A 21407-nucleotide genomic window follows, 5' to 3' on the forward strand; every position below is an offset into this window, starting at 1 on the left:
GTTTGAGTTGTCGGTGCGGACGTCATTGCAGGTGCGCCGTGAGGCGGCTCAGGCCGTACAGCAGCAGCAGGTACAGCGCCATGTCGAACAGCGCCGGGTGCCACACCCAGCGGTACAGCCCGGTGGCGGCGAGCAACCGGCGCACGCCCCACAGGGCGAGCAGCGCGGCGCCGGCCAGCAGCATGAGCCAGGGCACGTAGAGCCCGTAGAAACTGGCTTCGCCGATCATGCGGAAGCTCCTTGCGGTGAAGAGGAAGACACAGCCGCGAGCGAAGGCGGTGCGTCGGGGAACAGGTTGCGGCGCAGGCCGACCAGCGCGGTGACGGCGGCACGCGACGCGGTGGAGGTGTCGCGCGCGGCGAGCACGGCCGCCAGCGCCTCGTCGATCTGCGGCAGGAGCGCCGCCGGACGCGGTGCCATGCGGCCTTCGCCGCGCTGGCGGAAGAAGCGCGCGATGCCGCCGAGCAGAGCGGCCGAGGTGGCCATCGGCAGCTGGGCGCGCACGCGCTGCAGCACGGCGATGTCGGCGCCCATGCGCAGGTCGCGCAGCGCGTCGTTGGCGGCCACGCCTTCCACGGTGCCACCGGCCTGCGCGATGCGCGGTGCCAGCAGGCCGATGCGGTCGAGCATGCGCACGGCGTAGGCGTCGCTCTGCGCGTACTGCGGCTGCGTGGAGGCGGCCATGTCGCCGAGTTCGCGCCAGGTGGCGCGCTGGATGCGGCGCGCGCTCCAGTCGGCGCCCACCGAGCGCACCAGCCGCGTGACGCGCGCGGCCATCACCACGCCGACGATCTGGCCGGTCATGCTGTTGATGAAGCTCACGAGGTCGGCGCTGGCGGTGTCGTGCATCGCCAGCGTGCCCGACACGCCGAAGACCAGCGCCATCGCGGCCATGAAGTGCGTCGGGCGCGGCAGGTACAGCCCCAGCACCAGGAACAGCGGCGCGCAGACCAGCGCGAGCATGCCGAAGTCCTGCACCGTGGGCATGAGCACGAGCACGTAGACGGCCGAGATGGGAATGGACCACAGCGTCCACTTCAGGAAGCCGTGCATCGCGGGCACGGGGTCGTCCATGGTGGCGAAGAAGCAGCAGAAGACGGCGGCCATCATGGTGGCGGCCGAGCCCATGGTCCAGCCCGTGAGGATCCAGAACGCACCGCACACGCAGATGGCGATGACGGCGGCCAACGCCGACAGCAGCGCCATGCCATGGTCGCGGTGCATCGCGCGCTGGCCGAGCGCGGCCGTGCGGCGCAGCGGCGCGCCGCCCTTCAAGCCTTCGTCGATGTCGCGGCGCAGCCGGGCACAGGCGGTCCAGCCGTCGACCAGTTCTTCGAGCCGGCCTGCCAGGCCGATGCGCAGCGCACGGGCCCAGGGCGTCAACCCCGCGTCCTGCGCGCTGCCCAGCGCGGCGATCGCCTGGCGCAGCGCCTGCAGGCGAGCGGAGGCATCGACGGCCGGATCGCTTTCGTCGCGCAGCCACTGCGCGGCCAGCGCGAGCACGGCGGTGACGTCGGGCGCGAGGCGGCCTTCGGCTTGCGCCAGTGCCTGCAGCCGGTCTTCGACGGCCGACAGCGCGGGCGTGAGCGCCGCCACGCGGTCCTGCATGGCGCGGATCGCGCCGGCGGTCCAGCGCAGGTGCGTGGTGTCGAAGGGCACGTGGGTCGAGAGCAGGCGCAGCTGCGTGATGTCGCCGGCGAGGCGGCGGCGGTCGTCGTCCAGGCGCTTGGGGTCGGCGTCCTTGGGCGTGCTGCGGTCGCCGGGCTGGAACAGGTCGCCGATCCACTGGCGCGCGTCTTTCAGCGTGCGATCGAGCAGGCCCAGCACGGTGGGCGCGAGCCCCGCGGGCAGCACGAGGCTGTGGACCAGCGTGGCGCAGAAGATGCCCAGGCCGATCTCTTCCACGCGCGCCACGGCGGTGTCGAACAGCACGAGCGGCGTCTGCACCGACGGAAAGCCGATCAGCGCGGCCGTGTAGCCCGCGAGCATGAAGACGTACGAGCGCGGCGTGCGGTCGAGCAGCGAGACGTACAGGCACAGCCCGACCCACAGCGCGAGCACCAGCGTGAGCAGCTCGGGCGCGTTGGACAGCGCGGGCACCATCAGCACGGTGGCGACGCTGCCGATGAGCGTGCCGCAGAAGCGGAACACCGCCTTGGAACGCACGGCGCCGGCCAGCGGATGGGCGACGACGTAGGTGGTCATGAGCGCCCAGAACGGGCGCGGCAGGCCGGCGCGGCTGGCCAGGTACATCGCCAGCATCGCGGCGGCGAAGCTCTTGACGGAAAAGAGAACTTCCGCGCGGGTGAAGCGCGGCAGGGCCATCGACAGTGCCATTTACTGGCCGCGCCCTTCCTGCTGCAGGCTCTGCATGCCGGCGGCACTGCGGCCGAGCTTGGCCTCGAGCGCGCCGAAGACGCGCAAGGTGGCGGCGATGTCCTCGTCGGGAATGCCTTCGAACAGCGCGGCGCGCATCTGGCGCAGCGCGGCCTCGATGGGCTCGCAGACGGCGCGGCCGGCGGGCGTGAGGTGCAGCGTCTTGGCGCGGCGGTCGGCCGGGTCTTCGCGGCGCTCGACGAAGCCGGCCTCGACCAGCTGGTCGAGCGAGCGCACCAGCGACGGCCCTTCGATGCCCAGCGCCTCGGCCACCGTGCCCTGCCGAACGCCGTCTTCCATGCGCCCGAGCACCACGACCGGCCAGGCCAGCGTCTGCGACAGGCCCACGTGCGCCACCGCCTTGTCGGCCGCCGCGCGGTAGCCGCGCTGGAGCACCGACAGCGAGGTGCCGAGCCGCATCAGCGCGTGTTCGCGCAACGGGGAGATGGGTTCGGTATCGGCCACGGCGTTATCAATTAGTTAGCTTGCTAACAATTGTACGGGTTTCTACCGAGTCTTGCACGCGACCGCGCACGACGTCAGCGCGCGGCCCAGGGAAAAAGGGGGAAGAAAGAAAAGTGTGAAGCTCGCCGATAAGCCGGATTCTGTGCACCGGGGCCCTCTTGCGAAGACCCCGGCGTGACCGCCATTACTCTGGGCCGTTTGTCGCCAAACGGCTCGATGCCACCTACCCGCCAGCTCAGCGGAACCACCTCGATACTGGCCTACTTGGTGTTGCTGCGCGCAGAGATTGCCCGTTTCACCCGAACTGAATCGGCTCGTCTCTGTTGCTCTGATCCTCACCTCACGGTGGAGAGTCGTTAACTCCTGCGCTGTCCTGTGCAGTCCGGACGTTCCTCCAGTGCGATCTTTCGACCCGATGCTGTTGCCCGAGGGCAGAGCATCGTCCCTTTCGGGCTTGCACCAGCGGCGGTCTGGCGTGCTTCACCGCTCGATTATCGCCCGCCCCATCAATGACCCTTCAGGCGATGCCGCGCGCCGGTCATCAGCCCGGCGTTTCGTGGTCGCCGGCCTGCACCAGGCCCAGCTTGCGCAACGTCCGATGGAAGTTGCTGCGGTCGATGCCGGCCTCGCGCGCGGCGCTGGCCACGCGGCCGCCGTGGCGGGCCAGCAGTTCCGAGAGCCAGGCCCGCTGGAAGGCCTCGGTCGCCTCGCGCAACGTGCCGCCAGCGATGGCAGGCCCCGCGTGTTCATTCGCCGGGGCCTGTGCGGGCGCTGCCACGACGCCTCCCACGACGGCAGCGCTGTCCAGCGCCAGGTGATGCGGCTCGATGGCCGTCCAGCGCGAGCCGCGCGGCTGCTCCCGGAATGCCCGCAGCGAGGCGCGGCTGATCACGTGCTCGAGCTCGCGCACATTGCCCGGCCAGCCGTGCGCCAGCATGGCGGCCTTCGACGCCGGCGAGAGCCGCAGGTTGCGCGCGCCCAGCCGGTGCTGGTTCTCCTCGAGAAAGCTGCCGGCGAGCACGAGCACATCGCGCCCGCGTTCGCGCAGCGGCGCGACCACGAGCGGATAGACCGACAGCCGGTGGTACAGGTCGGCGCGAAAGCGCCCCTGCGCGATCGCCGCGGGCAGGTCGCGGTTGGTGGCCGCGATCACACGCACGTCGACCTTGCGCATGCGGTCGCTGCCGGGGCGCTGCACCTCGCCGCTTTGCAGCACGCGCAGCAGCTTGGCCTGCACGCTCAGCGGCAGTTCGCCGACCTCGTCGAGAAAGAGCGTGCCGCCGTCGGCGATCTCGAACTTGCCGTCGCGGTCCTGCACGGCGCCGGTGAACGCGCCGCGCTTGTGGCCGAAGAGCTCGCTGTCGGCCAGCGACTCGGGCAGCGCCGCGCAGTTGACCTGCACGAGCGGCTGCTCGCTGCGGCGCGAGCGCGCGTGCAGGCGCTGCGCGACGAGGTCCTTGCCGACGCCGGTTTCGCCAAGCAGCAGCACCGTGAGGTCGGACACGGCGACGGTGTCGATCTCGTGGCACAGCTGCTTCATCGCCGGGCTGCTGCCCAGCAGCTCGCGCGGCGCGCCACGCCCTGCGCGCAACGCCTGCGCGACGGCCTGCTCGCGCATCGCGCGCGCCTGCATCTCGCGGATCGTGTGGGCGGCCTCGATGCCGGTTTCGACGAGGGCGATCAGTGCCTCCATCTGCGCCGGGCCCACGGCATCGAAGGCGTGCGGCTCCAGCGCGTCCAGCGTGAGCAGGCCCCAGAGGGTGCCGCGCAGGCGCAGCGGTGCGCCCATGCAGTCGTGCACCGGCAGGATGCCCGGCTGGCCGGCGACGAGGCCGTCGTACGGGTCGGGCAGGTTGCTGTCGTGGGCGAAACGCAGGCCCCGTTCGCTGTCGAGCAGGCGCGCGAAACGCGGATGGGCGGCCACGGGAAACTGGCGCCCGAGGGTCTCATCGCTCAGGCCGTCGACCGCGACGGGCTTCAGCACGTCGACGTCGAGCTGCAGCAGCGCTGCCGCATCGCAGCGGACCAGTCCGCGCGCGGCGGCGAGCAGCGATCGGTAGCGGGCGGCCTCGGCTTCGGGCTCGGGTGGTGAGGCCTCGGTGGTCGAATCGACACGCAATGTGGTCATAAGTACAACGCTGGAGTTGTTGCGAATTTGACCACGCCCGGTAAATCCCCAATGACGTCAAGCACTTGCAACGGCCTTCCGGCTGGCACGGATCGTGAGATGACCAACGCATCTCAACCGAAGGACCGCCAGACCATGAATCCGCAAACCATCGCCATCGTCAAGTCCACCGTGCCCGCGCTCCAGGCCCACGGCGAGGCCATCACCAGCCACTTCTACAAGATCATGTTCGAGGGCCATCCGCAGGTGAAGGCCTTCTTCAACGAGGCGCACCAGGCCGCCGGCACGCAGGCGCGCGCGCTGGCGGGGGCGGTCATCGCGTACGGCGCGCACATCGACCGGCTCGAAGCGATCGCCGGCGCCCTGCCCCGCATCATCCAGAAGCACGCCGCGCTGGGCGTGCTGCCGGAGCACTATCCGATCGTCGTCCACTACCTGCTGCGCGCCGTGAAGGAGGTGCTCGGCGATGCCGCGACCGACGAGGTGATCGCCGCGTGGGGCGAGGCCTACGAATCGCTGGCGGGCCTGCTCATCGCCGCGGAAGAAGCCGTCTACAGCGCCAACGCGGCGCAGCCCGGCGGATGGCGCGGCACGCGCGAATTCCGCGTGGCCCGGCGCGAAGACGAAAGCGAGGTCATCACCTCGTTCTACCTGGAGCCCGTGGACGGCGGCGCGCTGCTGGCCTTCTCGCCGGGGCAGTACCTCACGCTGGTGCTGGAGATCGACGGCCAGCCGGTGCGGCGCAACTACTCGCTGTCCGACGCGCCGGGCAAGCCGTGGTACCGCATCAGCGTGAAGAAGGAAGAAGGCGGCCGCGCCTCGAACTGGCTGCACGAGGCCGCCGCGGTCGGCACGCGGCTGCAGGTGCAGGCACCGTGCGGCGACTTCGTGCTGCAGCCCGCGGGCGAGCAGGTGCGCCCCCTCGTGCTGGTGACGGGCGGCGTGGGCATCACGCCCGCGATGAGCATGCTCGAATCGGTGGCGCACACGGGCCGGCCGGTGCACTTCGTCCATGCGGCGCGGCACGGCGGCGCGCATGCGTTCCGCGCCCGCGTCGACGCACTCGCGCAGCGGCATGCGAACGTGAAGCCGCTGTATGTCTACGACGCGCCGCGCGAGAGCGACACGCCGCACGCGACCGGCTTCGTCACCCGCGAGCTGCTGGCCGGGCTGCTGCCGGAAGACCGCGACGTCGACCTGTACTTTCTCGGACCGAAGCCCTTCATGCAGGCGGTGTATGCGAACGGGCTGGCGCTCGGCGTGCCGAAGCAGCAGCTTCGCTACGAGTTCTTCGGGCCGCTGGAAGCCCTGGAGGCCTGAACCGCAACGGCCCGCCATCCCCTCGTGCTGAAACGGTCGCGGGCCGGGTGCAACCCGGCCCAGGGGGCGCCACAATGCGCGCTGACCATCCGACCCTCGCACCCAAGGAGATTCCATGAAGGCCCAGAACATCCTCCAGACCATCGGCAACACGCCGCACATCCGCATCAACCGCCTGTTCGGCCATGCGAAGCAGCAGGTCTGGATCAAGTCGGAGCGCGCCAACCCCGGCGGCTCGATCAAGGACCGCATCGCGCTGTCGATGGTGGAAGACGCCGAGAAGAGCGGCGCACTGAAACCCGGCGGCACCATCGTCGAGCCGACCTCGGGCAACACCGGCATCGGCCTGGCGATGGTCGCGGCCGTCAAGGGCTACAAGCTGATCCTGGTGATGCCCGACAGCATGTCGGTGGAGCGCCGCCGCCTCATGCTGGCCTACGGCGCCACCTTCGACCTCACGCCGCGCGCCAACGGCATGAAGGGCTCCATCGCCCGCGCCGAGGAAATCGTGGCCGGCACGCCGGGCGCGTGGATGCCGCAGCAGTTCAACAACCCAGCCAACGTCGACGTGCACGTGCGCACCACGGCCGAAGAGATCGCGGCCGACTTTCCCGAGGGCATCGATGTGCTCATCACCGGCGTGGGCACGGGTGGCCACATCACCGGCGTGGCGAAGGTGCTCAAGAAGAAGTGGCCCAAGCTGCAGGTGTTCGCGGTGGAGCCGGTGGCCTCGCCCGTGATCTCGGGCGGCGCACCGGCGCCCCACCCCATCCAGGGCATCGGCGCGGGCTTCATTCCGAAGAACCTGGACACCTCGCTGCTCGACGGCGTGCTGCAGGTCGACGCCGAACCGGCGCGCGAAATGGCGCGCCGCTGCGCGGTCGAGGAAGGCATCCTGGTCGGCATCTCGTCGGGCGCGACGCTCGCGGCCATCGCGCAGAAGCTGCCCTCGCTGGCGCCCGATGCGGTGGTGCTGGGCTTCAACTACGACACGGGCGAGCGCTACCTCTCCGTCGAAGGCTTCCTGCCCGCCTGATCCAGCTACAAGTTTCATAGCGCCTCGGGCGCTTAAAATCGTCGGTCTGCTTGATAACCACAAGCCCCACGACATGCTGCGAATCTCCGAACTCAAACTCCCGCTCGACCACGCCCCAGAGGCGCTGGCCACCCTGATCGCCCGAACGCTCGACGTTCCGATCGAAGCGATCGCCTCCCACACCGTCTACAAGCGCAGCTTCGACGCCCGCAAGGTCGACCTGCTCACGGTCTACATCTGCGACGTGCAGCTGGCCGACGCGGCGCTCGAAACCGCGCTGCTGGCCAAGCACGCCAGCCACCCGCACATCCAGCCCGCGCCCGACATGCGCTACACGCCGCCGGGCCAGGCGCCCGACGATGCGACGCGCCCCGTGGTGATCGGCTTCGGCCCCTGCGGCATCTTCGCGGCGCTGATGCTCGCGAAGATGGGCTTCAAGCCCATCGTGCTCGAACGCGGCAAGACCGTGCGCCAACGCACCCGCGACACCTGGGGCCTGTGGCGCAAGAGCGTGCTCAACCCCGAGTCGAACGTGCAGTTCGGCGAAGGCGGCGCCGGCACCTTCTCGGACGGCAAGCTCTACAGCCAGATCAAGGACCCGCGCTTCCTCGGCCGCAAGGTGATGGAAGAGTTCGTGAAGGCCGGCGCGCCGCCCGAAATTTTGTACGTCGCGCACCCGCACATCGGCACCTTCAAGCTGGTGAAGGTGGTGGAGAACATCCGCGAGCAGATCGTGGCGCTCGGCGGCGAGATCCGCTTCGAGCAGCGCGTGACCGACGTGCACATCGAAGAGGGTCACCTGCGCGGCCTCACCGTGCTCGACCAGACGACGGGCCAGAGCAGCGAACTGCGCGCCGACCACGTCGTGATGGCGCTGGGCCACAGCTCGCGCGACACCTTCGAGATGCTGCACGCCCGCGGCGTGCACATCGAGGCCAAGCCCTTCTCCATCGGCTTCCGTGTCGAACACCCGCAGGGCCTGATCGACCGCGCCCGCTGGGGCCGCCACGCAGGCCACCCACTGCTGGGCGCGGCCGACTACAAGCTGGTGCACCACGCCAGCAACGGCCGCTCGGTCTACAGCTTCTGCATGTGCCCCGGCGGCACCGTGGTCGCGGCCACCAGCGAGCCGGGCCGCGTGGTCACCAACGGCATGAGCCAGTACTCGCGCAACGAGCGCAACGCCAACGCGGGCATCGTGGTGGGCATCGACCCGAAGGACTTCCCCGGCGATGCGCTGGCTGGCATCGCGCTGCAGCGCCAGCTCGAAAGCAACGCCTACGTGCTCGGCGGCAGCAACTACCACGCGCCCGGCCAGCTGGTGGGCGACTTCATCGCCGGCAAGCCGTCGACCGCGCTGGGCAGCGTGACGCCGTCGTACAAGCCCGGCGTCACGCCGACCGACCTGCACCAAGCCCTGCCCGCCTACGCCATCGAGGCGATGCGCGAAGCCTTCCCCGCCTTCGGCCGCAAGATCAAGGGCTTCGACACGCACGACGCCGTGCTCACCGGCGTGGAAACGCGCACCTCGTCGCCCATCCGCATCACGCGCGGCGACGACTTCCAGAGCCTCAACGTGCGCGGCCTCTACCCGGCCGGCGAAGGCGCGAGCTACGCGGGCGGCATCCTGTCGGCCGGCGTGGACGGCATCAAGGTGGCCGAGGCCGTGGCGCGCAGCGTGCTCGGCAGCGCGGTTTGACGATGCACTTCCACCGTCCCACCACCGGCCAGCTGGCCGTCGCCACGCTGGCGATGGCCGCCGTGGTGCTCGCGTCCAACCTCCTGGTGCAGTTCGCGATCAACGACTGGCTCACCTGGGGCGCCTTCACCTACCCGGTGGCCTACCTCGTGAGCGATCTCGTCAACCGGCGCTTCGGCCCCGGCATGGCGCGGCGCGTGGCGTGGGTCGGCTTCGCGGTGGCCGTGGCGGTGTCGCTGCTGCTCGCGCCGGCGCGCATCGCCGCCGCCTCGGGCCTGGCCTTCATCGCCTCGCAGCTGCTCGACATCCGCGTGTTCGACCGCCTGCGCCGGGGCCTGTGGTGGCGCGCGCCGCTGGTGGCCACGGTGATCGCGGCCGTGCTCGACAGCATCGTCTTCTGGGGCATCGCCTTCGCAGGCACCGACGGCCCCTGGCTCACCTGGGCGCTCGGCGACCTGGGCGTGAAGCTCGGCGTCGGCGTGCTGATGCTGTTGCCGTTCCGGCTGCTGATCGGGCGGCAGGTCCCTGACCGAGGTGACCGAGGCGCTGCACGCGCATGACCATCCGCCCTGACAATACCCGCAGGATGTTCCGGCCGCGCTGACCGCGCGGGACCGGTTGTTCTTTTTCTTCCCTTTCCATCCCTCGCGCCCATCGCCGAGCCTTCCGTATGACCGACGCATCCACCGCCGCCCCGAACACGAACTCGCGCAACGCACGGCGCCAGCGCCCGGACATGGCCGAGCAGCTGCAGCAGCTGAAGTCCGGCGCGGGCAGCACCGACGCAGGCGCTGACGCGTCGGCGGCGCAGCCCGCCCCCGCGCAACAGCAGCAGCAACAACGCCCGCCGCGGGCGAAGCAGCAGCGTCCGCACGGGCAGCAGCAGCCGCAGCAGGGGCGCAAGCCGCGCGGCCCGCAGCAGCAACAGCAGCCCGAAGCCCAGCGCGCACCGCGCAAGGTCAACCCGGTGCTCGAGCGCCTGTTCGAGTTGTACCCACAGCTGTTCGGCGCACGCTTCGTGCCGCTGAAGCTCGGCGTGTACGAAGAGCTGATCGCGCGCCATCCCGAAGACTTCAAGGCCGAAGACCTGAAGATCGCGATGGGCCAGCATGCGCGCTCCACGCGCTACCTCGAGAGCGTGGCCGCCGGCCATGCGCGACATGACCTGGACGGCAACGCGCTCGACCCGGTCGCGCCCGAGCACGTGCACCACGCCATCCTCGAGCTGCACCGCCGCCGCTCGCACCGCAACCCCGGCGAAGACCTGCGTCCGCAGCTGGTGACGCGCATCGCCAAGGCCATCGAAGCCTCGGGCCTCGACCACGAGGCCTATGCCGTGCTGGTGCGCTCGCGCGATGCCAACAACAACGCCATCGTCGACGAAGCCCTGGCCGAACTCGCCCAGCAGGCCGCCAAGCGCGAAGCCCTGCTGCGCGCCTTCGAAGCCAGCGGTCGCAGCGAACAGGAATTCGCCGACATGTACGGCATGAAGCCCGGCGACGTGACGCGCACGCTGCAGCGCGTGCGGGACGACAAGAAGCGGGCCGAGGCTGCAGCAGAGGCCGCCGCCGCTTCGGCCGCAGCGGCACCGGAAGCAGTACCAGAAGCTGCGCCGCAACCCGCCGACTCCGCACCGGACACGCCCGCGTCCGACGAGCCTGCCGCCACCGGCAATTGAACGGCCTGAAGCGCCCAGAAGGCTGCAACTGTGCAGTCTGACTGCGGCGCGGCGAATTTTTCGCCAGGGATCGGTGCTCAGGAAACGTTTTTACACATTTCCAGCTACATTCCTTCGGCCCATTCCGGGCGGAGGAGAAGTTCATTTGAAAAGAGTCATCAGGCTGCTTCTCGCAGCCGTGGCTGTTTCCGTGTTCGCGAGCGGCTGCGCGGTCAACCGCGCAACAGCGACCGTCGATCCCTCGGCAAATCTCGACAAGCTGCGCGTGGTGCAGGTCAGGAAGCTCGAGGGTGAAGACGGCACGCTCCAGAAGCTGATTGCCGGCAATCTGCGCAAACGCGGTTTCGAGGTCACGGAAGAAGCCAAGCCCCCCGAGCCAGTCGACGCTGTCGTCACCTACGTCGACAAGTGGATGTGGGACATCACCATGTACCTCGTCGAGCTCACCGTCACGATCCGCGAACCGAAGTCCGACTACCCGTTGGCCACCGGCAATTCGCTCCACACCTCCCTCACACGCCTCTCGCCGCCCGAAATGGTCGACGAAGTGGTCGGCAACATCTTCAAAGAATCGGACAAAACCAAATGATCAACACCACCACCCTTCGCCGCGCAGGCGCCCTGGCCGTTCTCTCCGTCGTCGTCGTGCTCGCGGGCTGCGCCTCGTCGGCCAACCGCGAGGCCATGACGCCCACCAGCATCGCTTCGAGCAAGAAGCTGCCCTACTCGGTGTCGGTGAAGACCGGCGGCGGCAATGAAACGAACCCGCTGTGGAGCTCGGACATCACCAACGAAGACCTGGGTGCCGCCATCGAGAAGTCGGTCACGCAATCGGCCCTGTTCAAGGAAGTCGTCAAGGGCAAGAGCGGCGACTACGAGCTGTCGGTCTCGATCGTCAAGCTGACCAAGCCCACGTTCGGCGCCGCGTTCACGGTCGACATGGAAGCGGGCTGGTCGCTCATCAAGACCTCCGACAAGTCAGTGGCGATGCGCCAGGTCATCAAGTCGACCTACACGGGCGGCGCGTTCGACTCGCTCGTTGGCACGACCCGCCTGCGCATGTCGGTGGAAGGTGCCGCGCGCAACAACATCAAGCAGGGCCTGGAAGCCGTCTCGGCGCTCAATCTCTGAGGCCTCTGACTGAACGACACACCGTTCTTCGGTGAATGAAAAAGGGGCTGGTGAATCACCAGCCCCTTTTTCTTTGTGCCGCTGCGCGGCCTGTCCGTGCTCAGCGCGCGTTCTGCAGCGCCGCGATGCGCTCTTCGATCGGCGGGTGCGTGGCAAACAGCTTGCCCATCGCGCCCGTGATGCCCATGGCTTCGACGGCCTTGGGCAGCTCGCCGGCCGGCAGGCCGCCCAGGCGGGCGAGCGCGTTCATCATCGGCTGGCGGTTGCCCATGAGTGCGGCGGCGCCGGCGTCGGCGCGGAACTCGCGCTGGCGCGAGAACCAGGCCACCACCATCGCGGCGGCGAAGCCGAGCACGATGTCCAGCACGATGGTGCTCACGTAGTAGCCGATGCCGGGGCCCGACGAGCGGTCGTCGCCGCGGCGCAGGAAGCTGTCGACCGCGTAGCCGATCACGCGCGAGAGGAACACGACGAACGTGTTCATCACGCCCTGGATCAGCGTCATCGTGACCATGTCGCCGTTGGCGATGTGCGCGACTTCGTGGCCGATGACGGCCTCGACTTCTTCGCGCGTCATGCCCTGCAACAGGCCGGTGGACACGGCCACGAGCGACGAGTTCTTGAACGCGCCGGTGGCGAAGGCATTGGGCTCGCCTTCGAAGATGCCGACCTCGGGCATGCCGATGCCGGCCTTGTCGGCGAACTTGCGCACGGTGCCGACGATCCAGGCCTCGTCGGGCGACTGGGGGTTGTCGATCATGCGCAGGCCGGCCGTCCACTTGGCCATGGGCTTGCTGATGAGCAGCGAGATGATCGCGCCGCCGAAACCCATGACCAGCGCAAAGCCGAGCAGCGCCGTCAGGTTGAGCCCGTTGGCCGTGAGAAAGCGGTTGACGCCGAGCAGGCTGGCGACCACGCCGAGCACCGCGACGACCATCACGTTGGTCAGGACAAACAGAAGGATACGTTTCAAGTTGAATTCTCCGTGGGGAAATCTGCCCCCTTAGATAAGGGCCCCGGGGCCCTCTTCAAGCCGCGCGCGACGGGGAGGCCCTCGGTGTTGCTTCCGGTGGAGCCATGATAGGAGCAAAAGTTCTGGCGCCCCGATATTCCCCGCAGGAGTCAAGGCCTGTCAGAAAAGGCCTCCGGTGCCCGGCGCGGGGCGGGTGGCGATGTCGGCCTCGAGGCGGTCGCGGCGGCGGCTGTCCTGCGTCCAGCGCAGCACGAACAGCACGCCGTTGACCAGCACCAGCCCCGCGGCGAACAGCCACCACAGCGCGTGCGCGCCCGCTGCGGTCATGCGCGAGCCATCGAGGCTCGGGTCGACGCACACCCACGGCGTGCCGGTGGTGTCCTTGCCGCTGGCGGTCACGAGGCCTTCGAGGGTGAAGGGTTTCAGGCTGTCTGGTGTGGCGTTGAGCTGCAGGCGGGTCCAGCGGGCGAGCGGGGTGCTCTCGCCATCTTCGACCTTGCCGGGCTGCGCCGGCGTGTCCACGATGCGCGTGGCAGACGCCAGCAGCACGCCGCCCTTGGCGGGCACGATGGCGGTGCGCGCCGTCTCGATCTTCGCAGCCACCGTACTGTCGACGGCTTGTTGCAACGCACGCCGGACAGACGCCAGCTGTTGCTGCGACAGCCTCAGGGATGCGTTCTCCTGGCCCGTCGCCACGCTCGCGGCCAACGCCTGCCAGGTGATCACGGGCATGTCGACGCCGTCCTTGTCTACGGTGGCGTCGATGGTGCGCACGAGGTCGCGCTGCAGGCTCTCGCAGGCGGAGGGCGACAGGCCATCGGCGTCCTTGCAGGCGGCCTCGATCGCCGCCACCGACTGGTCGAAACCCCGCGCGATCCACAGCGTGCGCTCGCGCGCGCTGTAGGCCGCGAGCCTGTCGTCCACCCGTCCGCCCTGCAGAAGCCGCTGCACCTCGATCAGGCTGGACATCGTGTAGTCCTCGGACACACGAATGAAGTGGGGGCTGGCGAGCGCCAGCACGGTCTGCGGAATGTCCAACGCGGGAACAACGGGTGCGGTGCCGTCCCAGCGCACCAGGGTGCAATCGGTGGCGGGCACGCCGGCACGGCCGCTCAGGTCGATCTCGCACCGGCCTTCGCCTGCCATGCGCGCGCGGCTGCCCCAGGGCGGCGGATTGTCGGCCAGTTGCCCGACGTCGGCATAGGCGGTGGTGCCGCTGCCATTCATGACCCACTGCGCCGCCAGCGCAGCCTCGCTGCGCAGGTCGGGCACTGACAGCGCGACCGCACCTGCGGCGAGCAGGCCGATGATCAGATGCAGCAGGTGCCGTCCCCAGTACACGGGCTGGAAACGCCGCCACTCGTCGCTCACCGACCACTTGGGGCCGAAGCCCACTGCGCTGTAGTCGCTGGTGCGCAGCTCGGCTTCGATCACCTCGCCGTGCGCCACCGCTGCCGCGTTACGCCAGTGCGAGGGCAACACGAGGCTCAACTTGTCGCCGATGAACAGGCCCACGCTCTGGACCGACGTGTTGCCAGCATTCGTCACCGAAATCTGGTTGAGCATGCCGCGCACGCGGTTCACGGGCTGCGGTTCCCGCTCCGGCGCCGTGGCCGGCGGCTTGCGCACGAACAGCCACACGGCCCACAAACCCGCGAGCAGGCCTGCGCCCAGCAGGGAGATGCGCGCCGCGCGCGTGGCGTCCCAGGTGGCGACCCACAACAGCACGAACGCCAGAAGCCACGCGAAGGCCGAGGCCCAGCCGCCGCGCCCGATGCGGCTCTCGACCTCCTCGGGCGTTTCGGTCCGCTGGCTCAGGATGTCGACCTCGCCGCGCTGGTAGCGCGCGTTCGGGTCGGTCGCGATCGATGCCACCGCGGCTTCCGGCACCACCGCGCCAGTCGCCACTTCGGCCGCCACGGTCTCATCGAGCGACGGCAGCGCGCCGAGCTCGCCGCGCTGCCATTGTTGGTCTTGGGCCTGCTGGCGCTGCGCGCGCGCCCGGCCTTCGAGCAGTTCGAAGCCGTTCAGGCGGATCACCACCGCGCACTTGCCGGACAACACCACCTGCGCCTCGTTGTACGCCTCGACGTAATGGATGGCGTCGTAGGGCAGCAGCACGTCGACATCGCCGAGGGTGTCGTGCAGCGTGGTCGCGCCTTGCGTTTGGAGGCCGTGGCGCACGAACGCGCCGTCGAGCTCGTGCACGTTGTCGCCGATCACGAGGCCCTGCCCCATGAGAAAGGGTTGCAGCGCCGATTTTTCTTCGTCGGTGATGCTGCGCAGCACCGGCGAGCTGCTGCGAAAGTCTTTCAAGGCATTCCGGTTCTCGGAGCGCCGCGACATGTAGGTGATGAAGCTGTAGATCCCGTAGAGAACCAGCCCGAGCTTGAGAACGATGAGGACGGTGTCCATCTTTTTTTTAACCTCCCTGATTTTTTTGACGTACGTCGCGCGCACTTGCGCGCGATGCGACCGCCAGCCGAGGGCCCTCCCGAACCCGTGCGTGCTGGCGTGGCTTCAGCCTTCCGACGAACCCGGCAACGGTCGAAAGACCTGCGGGTCGGCGTAGAACGAAGCCGCGTCATTCTCGATGCACCAACCGGGCACGCCGAGCACCGGCAGGGGCACGAAAGGCTTGGCTTCGAGCCTTTTCGCACCGATGCTTCGGGCGATCGCCGCATCGTCGACGGCTGCGGCGCCGGTCGCACGGTGCGTCAACAACACATGCGCGGTGATCGGCTTGCGCGGCGTCACCAGTTTTTCAAGCAGCGCATGACCGAAGAGCAACAGGCGCGCCTCATGCCACAGGCTGCGCCGCGTGACGAACAACGCCTGCCAGTCGCGCGCCACCAGCGCCTCCCACAGCGCAGGCGGTGCATCGAGCACGGCCCCGTTCTCGTCGAACAACGTGAGCGCATCGCGCAGCGGCCCGCGCGTGGCGCCGACGCCGGCGCGTGCGATCTCGGTGGCCTGCAGTTCGTTGAGCCGGCGCTTGGTCTCGGGAAAGGCCAGCCAGACCAGGCCGTTGAAGAAGTCGTGCAGGTTGTCGCGCGTGGGCACGGTGCGCGTGCGGAAGATGTGGGCCTCGTAGGCCTGGCCCTCGGGCAGCGCGTCCTGCGTGACGAAGTCGGGCACGGCGGGTGGCTTGGCCGCCTGCAGCGCGGCGGCGACGGTGCCACCCTGTGCGATGGTCCGCGCCACGGCTTCGCCGGGATCACGGTACGGCGCCAGCCAGGGTGCGGCCCAATCGATGGCCGCGACCGCTGGCAGGCCCGGGCTCAAGGCGCGGGCGCCCCCGTCCATCGGATGCGGTCGGGGTGCTGCATCACCGCGAACTCGCCCGTGAGCTTGTCGAACAGCTTGAGCGAGCTGCCGCTCTTGCTGAGCAGGCCGGCGGTGCGCAGGGCCTTGGCCACGTCGTTGAGCGGCACGTCGGTGCCGCGGCGCAGCGCGGGCACGGCCTGCAGGATGAACTCGGCGGCTTCGGAAATTTCAGGCTGCTGCGGCGGTGGCGGTGCCACCGGCTTGGCCGTCTTTGCCGCCGTCTTGCGCGCGGTCTTGGCCGCAGCCTTCTTCGCGGGGGCGGTCTTCGCGGCCGGCGTCTTCTTCGCAGCCGCCACCTTCTTGGCCGGTGCGGTGCGCACGGCCGGCTTGATGCCGTGGTGCGCGAGGTCGATGAAGCTGTCGTAGACGCCGACGGTCTCTTCGCCGGTCTTGCCCTGCTGGCCGATGCCGCAGACGCGGCAGCCCTTTTCGCGCAGGCGAATCACGAGCGGTGCGAAGTCGGAGTCGGACGACACCAGCACCACCACGTCGGGCCGCTCGGCGATCACGAGGTCGATGGCGTCGACGGCCAGCGCGATGTCGGTGCTGTTCTTGCCCGCCGACAGGTTCACCATGGGCCGCACCGACAGCCGCTTGAACAGCGCCTGGCGGTTCACGGCCATCTCGGCGTTGCAGTAGGCACGGCGCACGTGGATGGCGCCGTAGTCCTCCATCGTGCGCTGCACGGCCTGCTCGATCACGTCGGCCGAGACGTTGTCGGCGTCGATCAGCAGCATCACGCGCAGCGACGACAGGGGCACCGGCGCCGTCATGCGAGCTTCCAGTTCACCGTCTCGCCGCCGCGCAGCGGCTTGAGCGTGGCTTCGCCGTAGGGCACGGTCTCGGGCAGGGTCCAGGTTTCGCGCTTCAGCGTGATGGTGTCGGTGTGGCGCGGCAGGTCATAGAAGTCGGGGCCGTGGAAGCTGGCAAAGCCTTCGAGCTTGTCGAGCGCGTTCACGCTGTCGAAGGCCTCGGCGTACAGCTCGATGGCGGTGAGCGCGGTGTAGCAGCCGGCGCAGCCCAGTGCATGTTCCTTCAGGTGCGCGGGGTGCGGCGCGCTGTCGGTGCCCAGGAAGAAGCGGTCGCTGCCGCTCGTGGCGGCCTCGACCAGCGCCACGCGGTGCGTCTCGCGCTTGAGCACGGGCAGGCAGTAGTAGTGCGGGCGGATGCCGCCGGTGAAGATGGCGTTGCGGTTGTACAGCAGGTGGTGCGCCGTGATGGTGGCGGCCGTGAAGCGGCCGGCGTCGCGCACGTAGTGGGCGCCTTCCTTGGTGGTGAGGTGCTCGAACACCACCTTGAGTTCGGGGAAGTCGCGGCGCAGCGGGATCATCACGCGGTCGACGAACACGGCTTCGCGGTCGAACAGGTCGATGGCGGGGTCGGTCACTTCGCCGTGCACCAGCAGCAGCAGGCCGTGCTTCTGCATGGCCTCGAGCGTCTTGTAGGTCTTGCGGATGTCGGTCACGCCGGCATCGCTGTTGGTGGTGGCGCCGGCCGGGTACAGCTTGAGCGCGCGCACGCCGGCTTCGGCGGCCAGCGCGATTTCTTCGGGCGGCAGCTTGTCGGTCAGGTAGAGCGACATCACGGGCTCGAAGGACGTGCCCGCGGGCACGGCGGCGCGGATGCGGTCGCGGTAGGCCACGGCCTGGGCGGCGGTGGTCACGGGCGGACGCAGGTTCGGCATGATCAGCGCGCGGCCGAACTGGCGGGCGCTGTGGGGCACGACGGCTTCGAGGGCGGCGCCATCGCGCACGTGCAGGTGCCAGTCGTCTGGGCGGGTGATCGTGAGGGTGTCTGTCATTGCGGCGAGATTGTCGCATCGCCCCTCGACCGGAGCACCCCCGGGCTACCCCAGCAGGTACTCGCGCACCAGCAGGCGCGCCCGGTGCAGCCGGCTCTTCACGGCGCCCGGCGGCTCGCCCAGGCGCTCGGCGATCTCGGCGATGGTGAGTTCCTCGAAGTCGCGCAGCAGCACGACCTCGCGGTAGTGCGCTGGCAGCGATTCGAGCGCATGGGCCAGGTCGATGCGCAGCGCGTGGTCGCTGCGGGCCGCGAGCTGGCGTTCGACGGTGTCTTCGTCGAGCGGGTCGTGGCGGAACATCGCGCGCTGCAGGCGCAGGCATTCGCGCCGGATGACGGTGAACAGCCACGACGAGAACGCCGCGGCCGCCTGCAGCCCGCGCACGCGGCGCGCGACCACGAGCAGCGATTCCTGCACGGCGTCGTCCACGTCGCTGGCCTGGCAGTGCCGGCGGGCGTAGCGGCGCGCGTCGGTCTGGCAGGCGGCGAGCAGGCCTTCGAGGGCGACGGGGTCGCCGGTCTGCGCGGCCAGGATCAGGCAGGTGCGGTCGATCGCTGCGGTGGCCATGGGTCAGCGGCCCTTGTCGAGCTTGCGCCCGACCATCGCGCACATCGGGCAGAAACCGACGAGTCCGGTGAGGGCCAGCATCGCGCCCATGAGGCCGACCGCGACGGCCAGGGCATTCGCCGGCCAGTTCATGGCGGCGAAGGCGAGGCCGGCGAGGCCCAGGGCGATGCGCAGGGCGCGTTCCCAGCCGGGAACATTCTTGACGTAAAGCATGGTGGTTTCCTTCGATCCGTGACGTGTGAATGCGGGGGAGCAGAACGCCCCTCCCGCATGGAAAGAGGCAGCCACCCGCCAAAACGGTTCGCGGAAAGTCAGGATTTTTTCATGCGCTGGTGCCAATGGCCACGGCAGCCAGGCGCCACTACCGCTGGAACACCCCGCAGACGCGCTCGGCCACGGCCTGCATCCAGCGCACATGGCTGGTCGAGCTGCGCGCGCCCCGGCCCGGCGGCCAGGGGTCGAACAGGCGCAGCGTGGTGCCGCCCCCGCCGGGGTCGTTGTCGCCGCGGATGCCCGCGAGCACGACCATGTGGCCCGGCTGGCCGGCGGGCGCGCCGCCCTTGGCGCCCCAGCGCAGGTCGAACATCAGCGGCCCGGCGTGCAGCGCGGTGCGCAGCGCGGCGACGGTCCACGGGCCGTGGGGCCGCAGCGTGAGGCCGTGCGCAGCGGCGAAGCGGCGGTTGTCGTCATCGTCGCTGCCTTGCGCATGGCGGTCGCTGTCCACGCGGCGGCGCAAGGCGCCGTCGGCGCCCATCAGCTCGCAGGGCGTGCGCGCGACCACGGTCTGCACGGTGGCGCGCGTGAGCATCGCGGTGGCCGCGGCCCAGCACAGTGCGGGCGCGGGTTGCGGGATCAGCGCCACGGGGTGCAGCAGCGGCGCGTGGGTTTCGTTGTCGAAGGCCACGTTGCGGGTGCAGGGGCCGGCCTCGCCGTCTTCGCACAGCCAGTGCGCAGCCTGCAAGCGCAGCACGGCCGCCCGGGTGACGGGGCCGTAGTCGCCGTCGGGGACGAGGGCGGGGCTGGGTTGCAGCTTGCGGTTCAGGGCCTCCTGCAGGCGACGGACATCGGCCCCGCGCCAGCCCTGTTTCAGCGTGCTCATCGGTGGGAATCCCCCTTGAGACAAGGATGCACGGACGAAGGAAAGCGAGCGGATGCATTGTGAAAACGGCACGCCCCTGCGTCTATTGGTCGGATGACATAGCCGAAACATGCGATGACGCGGGGGTGTCCCCCGGGCGCCAGCCCCGTGGCGGACCTTGGTAGGCTCGCACCCCATGACCGCGCCCGCCCCGACCGCACACCCCATCGCCACCGAACTCGCCGACGGCGGCCTCGCGGCCCTGTTCACCGCGCCCGGCGGCGCGCCGGCCTTCGCGGTGCGCTGGCAGGGCGCCGTGCACGGCTACCTGAACCAGTGCCCGCACGCCGGCGGCCCGCTCGATTTCGAAGGCCAGATCCTCGAAAGCTCCGGGCGCTACCTGATGTGCGCGCGGCACGGCGCGATCTTCGAACCCGACACCGGGCGCTGCGTGGGCGGCCCCTGCCGCGGGGCGCGCCTCACGCCGCTGGCGCTGCGCGAGGCGGCGGACGGCAGCGTGTGGCTGGCCGACTGAGGCCGCCGAGCGGCTACAGTCGCGGCCTCTTCTCTCCGCCCTGCCCCATGCGCCGATTCGCTGCTCTCTCCGTCCTCGTTCCGGCCCTGCTCATCGGCGCGGGCTGCGTCTCGCGGCCCGCGCCGCGCGTCACCTTCCTGGCCGACGGCGTGTTCAAGTCGCCCACCGCGCAGGACGCCGAGAACTACTGCCGCAACTTCGGCGCGCCGATGCGCTTCTTGAGCAGCACGCTGTCGGAGGTGCCGGCGCAGGGTGTGCCGGCAGGAGAAGTCGTCTACCGCTGCGACTGAGCTTCTTCGGCTTCTTCCGGCCGCACCCGCGCCAGGATGAAATCGATGAACGTCCGGATCGCCCGCGTGTGCTGGCGGTTCGGCATGTAGAGCATGAACATCTGGGTGCCGAAGATCGACAGGCGCCAGTCGTCCAGCGTGGTCACCACGTCGCCGCGGCGCACGTCTTCCTGCACCACGTAGTCGGGCACGAGGCCCACGCCCAGGCCCGCGAGGATGGCCTGGCGCAGGAACAGAAAGTTTTCCGAGATCAGCGTCGGCTCCAGGATCACCTCGCGCCGCGTCTCGCCCTGGTAGGCCGAGATGCGCAGCTGCCGCCCGATGACGGCGGCCGTCACCACCGGCGTGGCGCGCAGCGCATCAAGCTGCACAGGCAGCGGGTGGCGCTCGGCATATGCGCGCGTGGCACAGGCCACGTAGCGCACCGGCCCCATTTCGCGCGCCACGAGGTTCTGCGGCGGCTCGGGGATCACGCGGATGGCGATGTCGACCTCGTCGCGCAGCAAATCCTCGATGCGGTTCTCGAACACCACGTCGAGCACGATGCCGGGGTACTGGCGCTTGAAGTCGATGAGCCAGTCGGCCATCACGAGCTGGCCGTAGCCGCTGGGCACGCTCAGGCGCACGCGGCCCTGCAGGCCCTCGCCCAGCGCGGTGACCGACTCGCGCGCCGCCAGCAGCTCGCCCTGGATGGCCACGCCGTGCTGGTACAGCCGCAGGCCGATCTCGGTGGGCTCGGCGCGGCGGGTGGTGCGCCGGATCAGCTGCGCGCCCACCGAACGCTCCAGCTGGTTCAGGTGGTAGCTGACGTTGGCGCGGGTCATCTTGAGCCGGCGCGCCGCCGCGCTCAGGTTGCCCGCGTCAAGGATTTCCACCAGCAGGGTGAGCGATTGCAGGTCCATGAGCGGATTGTGTCAAAAATTCTTTGACAGTCTGTCAACCACCTATGGAATTGTCAAAGCGCCGATGCCGGCCAAGAATGCAGGGCTCCCCAGAGCCCCGG

Annotated in this window: 22 protein-coding genes and 1 other RNA gene; 9 read left to right on the plus strand and 14 right to left on the minus strand. The window is 69.6% G+C overall.

The genetic code is table 11. The annotated features are described in order from the left end of the window. Positions 1–22: 22 nt before the first annotated feature. The 5 genes from FFI97_RS27095 to norR all read right to left on the minus strand — a co-directional run bounded on the left by FFI97_RS27095 (position 23) and on the right by norR (position 4969). A complete protein-coding gene (locus FFI97_RS27095; protein WP_062483051.1) occupies positions 23–229 on the minus strand; it encodes a DUF1656 domain-containing protein in 207 nt (68 codons plus the stop codon). Next, the gene (locus tag FFI97_RS27100; RefSeq protein ID WP_260685200.1) at positions 226–2337 is read right to left on the minus strand and encodes an FUSC family protein; all 2112 of its coding nucleotides are present in this window, start codon (positions 2335–2337) and stop codon (positions 226–228) included. The genes FFI97_RS27095 and FFI97_RS27100 overlap by 4 nt, the downstream gene beginning before the upstream one ends. Further along, positions 2338–2796: a MarR family winged helix-turn-helix transcriptional regulator gene (locus tag FFI97_RS27105; protein ID WP_139701559.1), complete on the minus strand. Its 459-nt coding sequence runs from the start codon at positions 2794–2796 to the stop codon at positions 2338–2340. Between the two features lie 158 nt (positions 2797–2954). Further along, positions 2955–3323, minus strand: an RNA gene (rnpB, locus tag FFI97_RS27110) — RNase P RNA component class A. Between the two features lie 59 nt (positions 3324–3382). Next, complete coding sequence (norR, locus tag FFI97_RS27115) at positions 3383–4969, minus strand: nitric oxide reductase transcriptional regulator NorR (RefSeq protein ID WP_139701417.1); 1587 nt, start codon at positions 4967–4969, stop codon at positions 3383–3385. A gap of 135 nt (positions 4970–5104) precedes the next feature. On the opposite strand from norR, the gene hmpA reads away from it, so the two are divergent. From hmpA to FFI97_RS27150, 7 genes are all read left to right on the plus strand, one after another. Then, complete coding sequence (hmpA, locus tag FFI97_RS27120; protein WP_139701418.1) at positions 5105–6289, plus strand: NO-inducible flavohemoprotein; 1185 nt, start codon at positions 5105–5107, stop codon at positions 6287–6289. Between the two features lie 115 nt (positions 6290–6404). After that, the gene (gene cysK, locus FFI97_RS27125) at positions 6405–7325 is read left to right on the plus strand and encodes a cysteine synthase A (protein WP_062478599.1); all 921 of its coding nucleotides are present in this window, start codon (positions 6405–6407) and stop codon (positions 7323–7325) included. Positions 7326–7398: 73 nt separating this feature from the next. Continuing rightward, entirely contained in the window at positions 7399–9024 is a 1626-nt protein-coding gene (locus tag FFI97_RS27130) for an NAD(P)/FAD-dependent oxidoreductase (RefSeq protein WP_139701419.1), read from the plus strand. A 2-nt stretch (positions 9025–9026) separates the two neighbouring features. Next, complete coding sequence (locus FFI97_RS27135) at positions 9027–9584, plus strand: VUT family protein (protein WP_139701420.1); 558 nt, start codon at positions 9027–9029, stop codon at positions 9582–9584. 110 nt (positions 9585–9694) lie between these two features. Further along, on the plus strand, positions 9695–10702 hold the full coding sequence (locus FFI97_RS27140) for a ProQ/FinO family protein (protein WP_139701421.1): 1008 nt from the start codon (positions 9695–9697) through the stop codon (positions 10700–10702). Positions 10703–10847: 145 nt separating this feature from the next. After that, on the plus strand, positions 10848–11291 hold the full coding sequence (locus tag FFI97_RS27145) for a hypothetical protein (protein WP_070060167.1): 444 nt from the start codon (positions 10848–10850) through the stop codon (positions 11289–11291). Further along, complete coding sequence (locus FFI97_RS27150) at positions 11288–11833, plus strand: hypothetical protein (RefSeq protein ID WP_070060168.1); 546 nt, start codon at positions 11288–11290, stop codon at positions 11831–11833. Before FFI97_RS27145 ends, FFI97_RS27150 begins: the two co-directional genes overlap by 4 nt. 100 nt (positions 11834–11933) lie before the next feature. On the opposite strand, the gene htpX is transcribed toward FFI97_RS27150, so the two are convergent. From htpX to FFI97_RS27190, 8 genes are all read right to left on the minus strand, one after another. Then, the gene (htpX, locus tag FFI97_RS27155; RefSeq protein ID WP_139701422.1) at positions 11934–12806 is read right to left on the minus strand and encodes a protease HtpX; all 873 of its coding nucleotides are present in this window, start codon (positions 12804–12806) and stop codon (positions 11934–11936) included. 159 nt (positions 12807–12965) lie between these two features. Continuing rightward, positions 12966–15221, minus strand: coding sequence for an IgaA/UmoB family intracellular growth attenuator (locus FFI97_RS27160; RefSeq protein WP_139701423.1), 2256 nt, complete (start codon positions 15219–15221; stop codon positions 12966–12968). A 105-nt stretch (positions 15222–15326) separates the two neighbouring features. Continuing rightward, the gene (locus FFI97_RS27165; RefSeq protein ID WP_139701424.1) at positions 15327–16112 is read right to left on the minus strand and encodes a DUF3025 domain-containing protein; all 786 of its coding nucleotides are present in this window, start codon (positions 16110–16112) and stop codon (positions 15327–15329) included. After that, positions 16088–16906, minus strand: coding sequence for an NYN domain-containing protein (locus FFI97_RS27170; protein ID WP_062478583.1), 819 nt, complete (start codon positions 16904–16906; stop codon positions 16088–16090). The genes FFI97_RS27165 and FFI97_RS27170 overlap by 25 nt, the downstream gene beginning before the upstream one ends. Continuing rightward, on the minus strand, positions 16903–17934 hold the full coding sequence (gene pyrC / locus FFI97_RS27175; protein WP_139701425.1) for a dihydroorotase: 1032 nt from the start codon (positions 17932–17934) through the stop codon (positions 16903–16905). The genes FFI97_RS27170 and pyrC overlap by 4 nt, the downstream gene beginning before the upstream one ends. A 45-nt stretch (positions 17935–17979) precedes the next feature. Further along, positions 17980–18501, minus strand: a complete 522-nt coding sequence (locus tag FFI97_RS27180; RefSeq protein ID WP_062478577.1) for an RNA polymerase sigma factor — start codon at positions 18499–18501, stop codon at positions 17980–17982. A 3-nt stretch (positions 18502–18504) separates the two neighbouring features. Beyond that, positions 18505–18714, minus strand: coding sequence for a DUF2892 domain-containing protein (locus FFI97_RS27185; protein WP_139701426.1), 210 nt, complete (start codon positions 18712–18714; stop codon positions 18505–18507). A 148-nt stretch (positions 18715–18862) separates the two neighbouring features. Beyond that, the gene (locus FFI97_RS27190; protein ID WP_185993726.1) at positions 18863–19600 is read right to left on the minus strand and encodes a peptidoglycan-binding protein; all 738 of its coding nucleotides are present in this window, start codon (positions 19598–19600) and stop codon (positions 18863–18865) included. 175 nt (positions 19601–19775) lie between these two features. Here FFI97_RS27190 and FFI97_RS27195 point away from each other — a divergent pair, with 175 nt between their 5' ends. Together FFI97_RS27195 and FFI97_RS27200 are read left to right on the plus strand one after the other, a co-directional pair. Next, entirely contained in the window at positions 19776–20114 is a 339-nt protein-coding gene (locus FFI97_RS27195) for a Rieske (2Fe-2S) protein (protein WP_062478568.1), read from the plus strand. Positions 20115–20161: 47 nt separating this feature from the next. Next, positions 20162–20404: a hypothetical protein gene (locus FFI97_RS27200; RefSeq protein WP_139701428.1), complete on the plus strand. Its 243-nt coding sequence runs from the start codon at positions 20162–20164 to the stop codon at positions 20402–20404. Here the strand turns inward: FFI97_RS27200 and FFI97_RS27205 are convergent. After that, positions 20389–21306 (minus strand): LysR family transcriptional regulator, encoded by a 918-nt coding sequence (locus FFI97_RS27205; RefSeq protein ID WP_062478562.1) that lies wholly within the window; start codon positions 21304–21306, stop codon positions 20389–20391. The two genes, FFI97_RS27200 and FFI97_RS27205, sit on opposite strands and share 16 nt — an antisense overlap. Between the last annotated feature and the right edge of the window lie 101 nt (positions 21307–21407).

This window comes from Variovorax sp. KBS0712, assembly GCF_006323185.2.
GTDB lineage: Bacteria > Pseudomonadota > Gammaproteobacteria > Burkholderiales > Burkholderiaceae_C > Variovorax > Variovorax boronicumulans.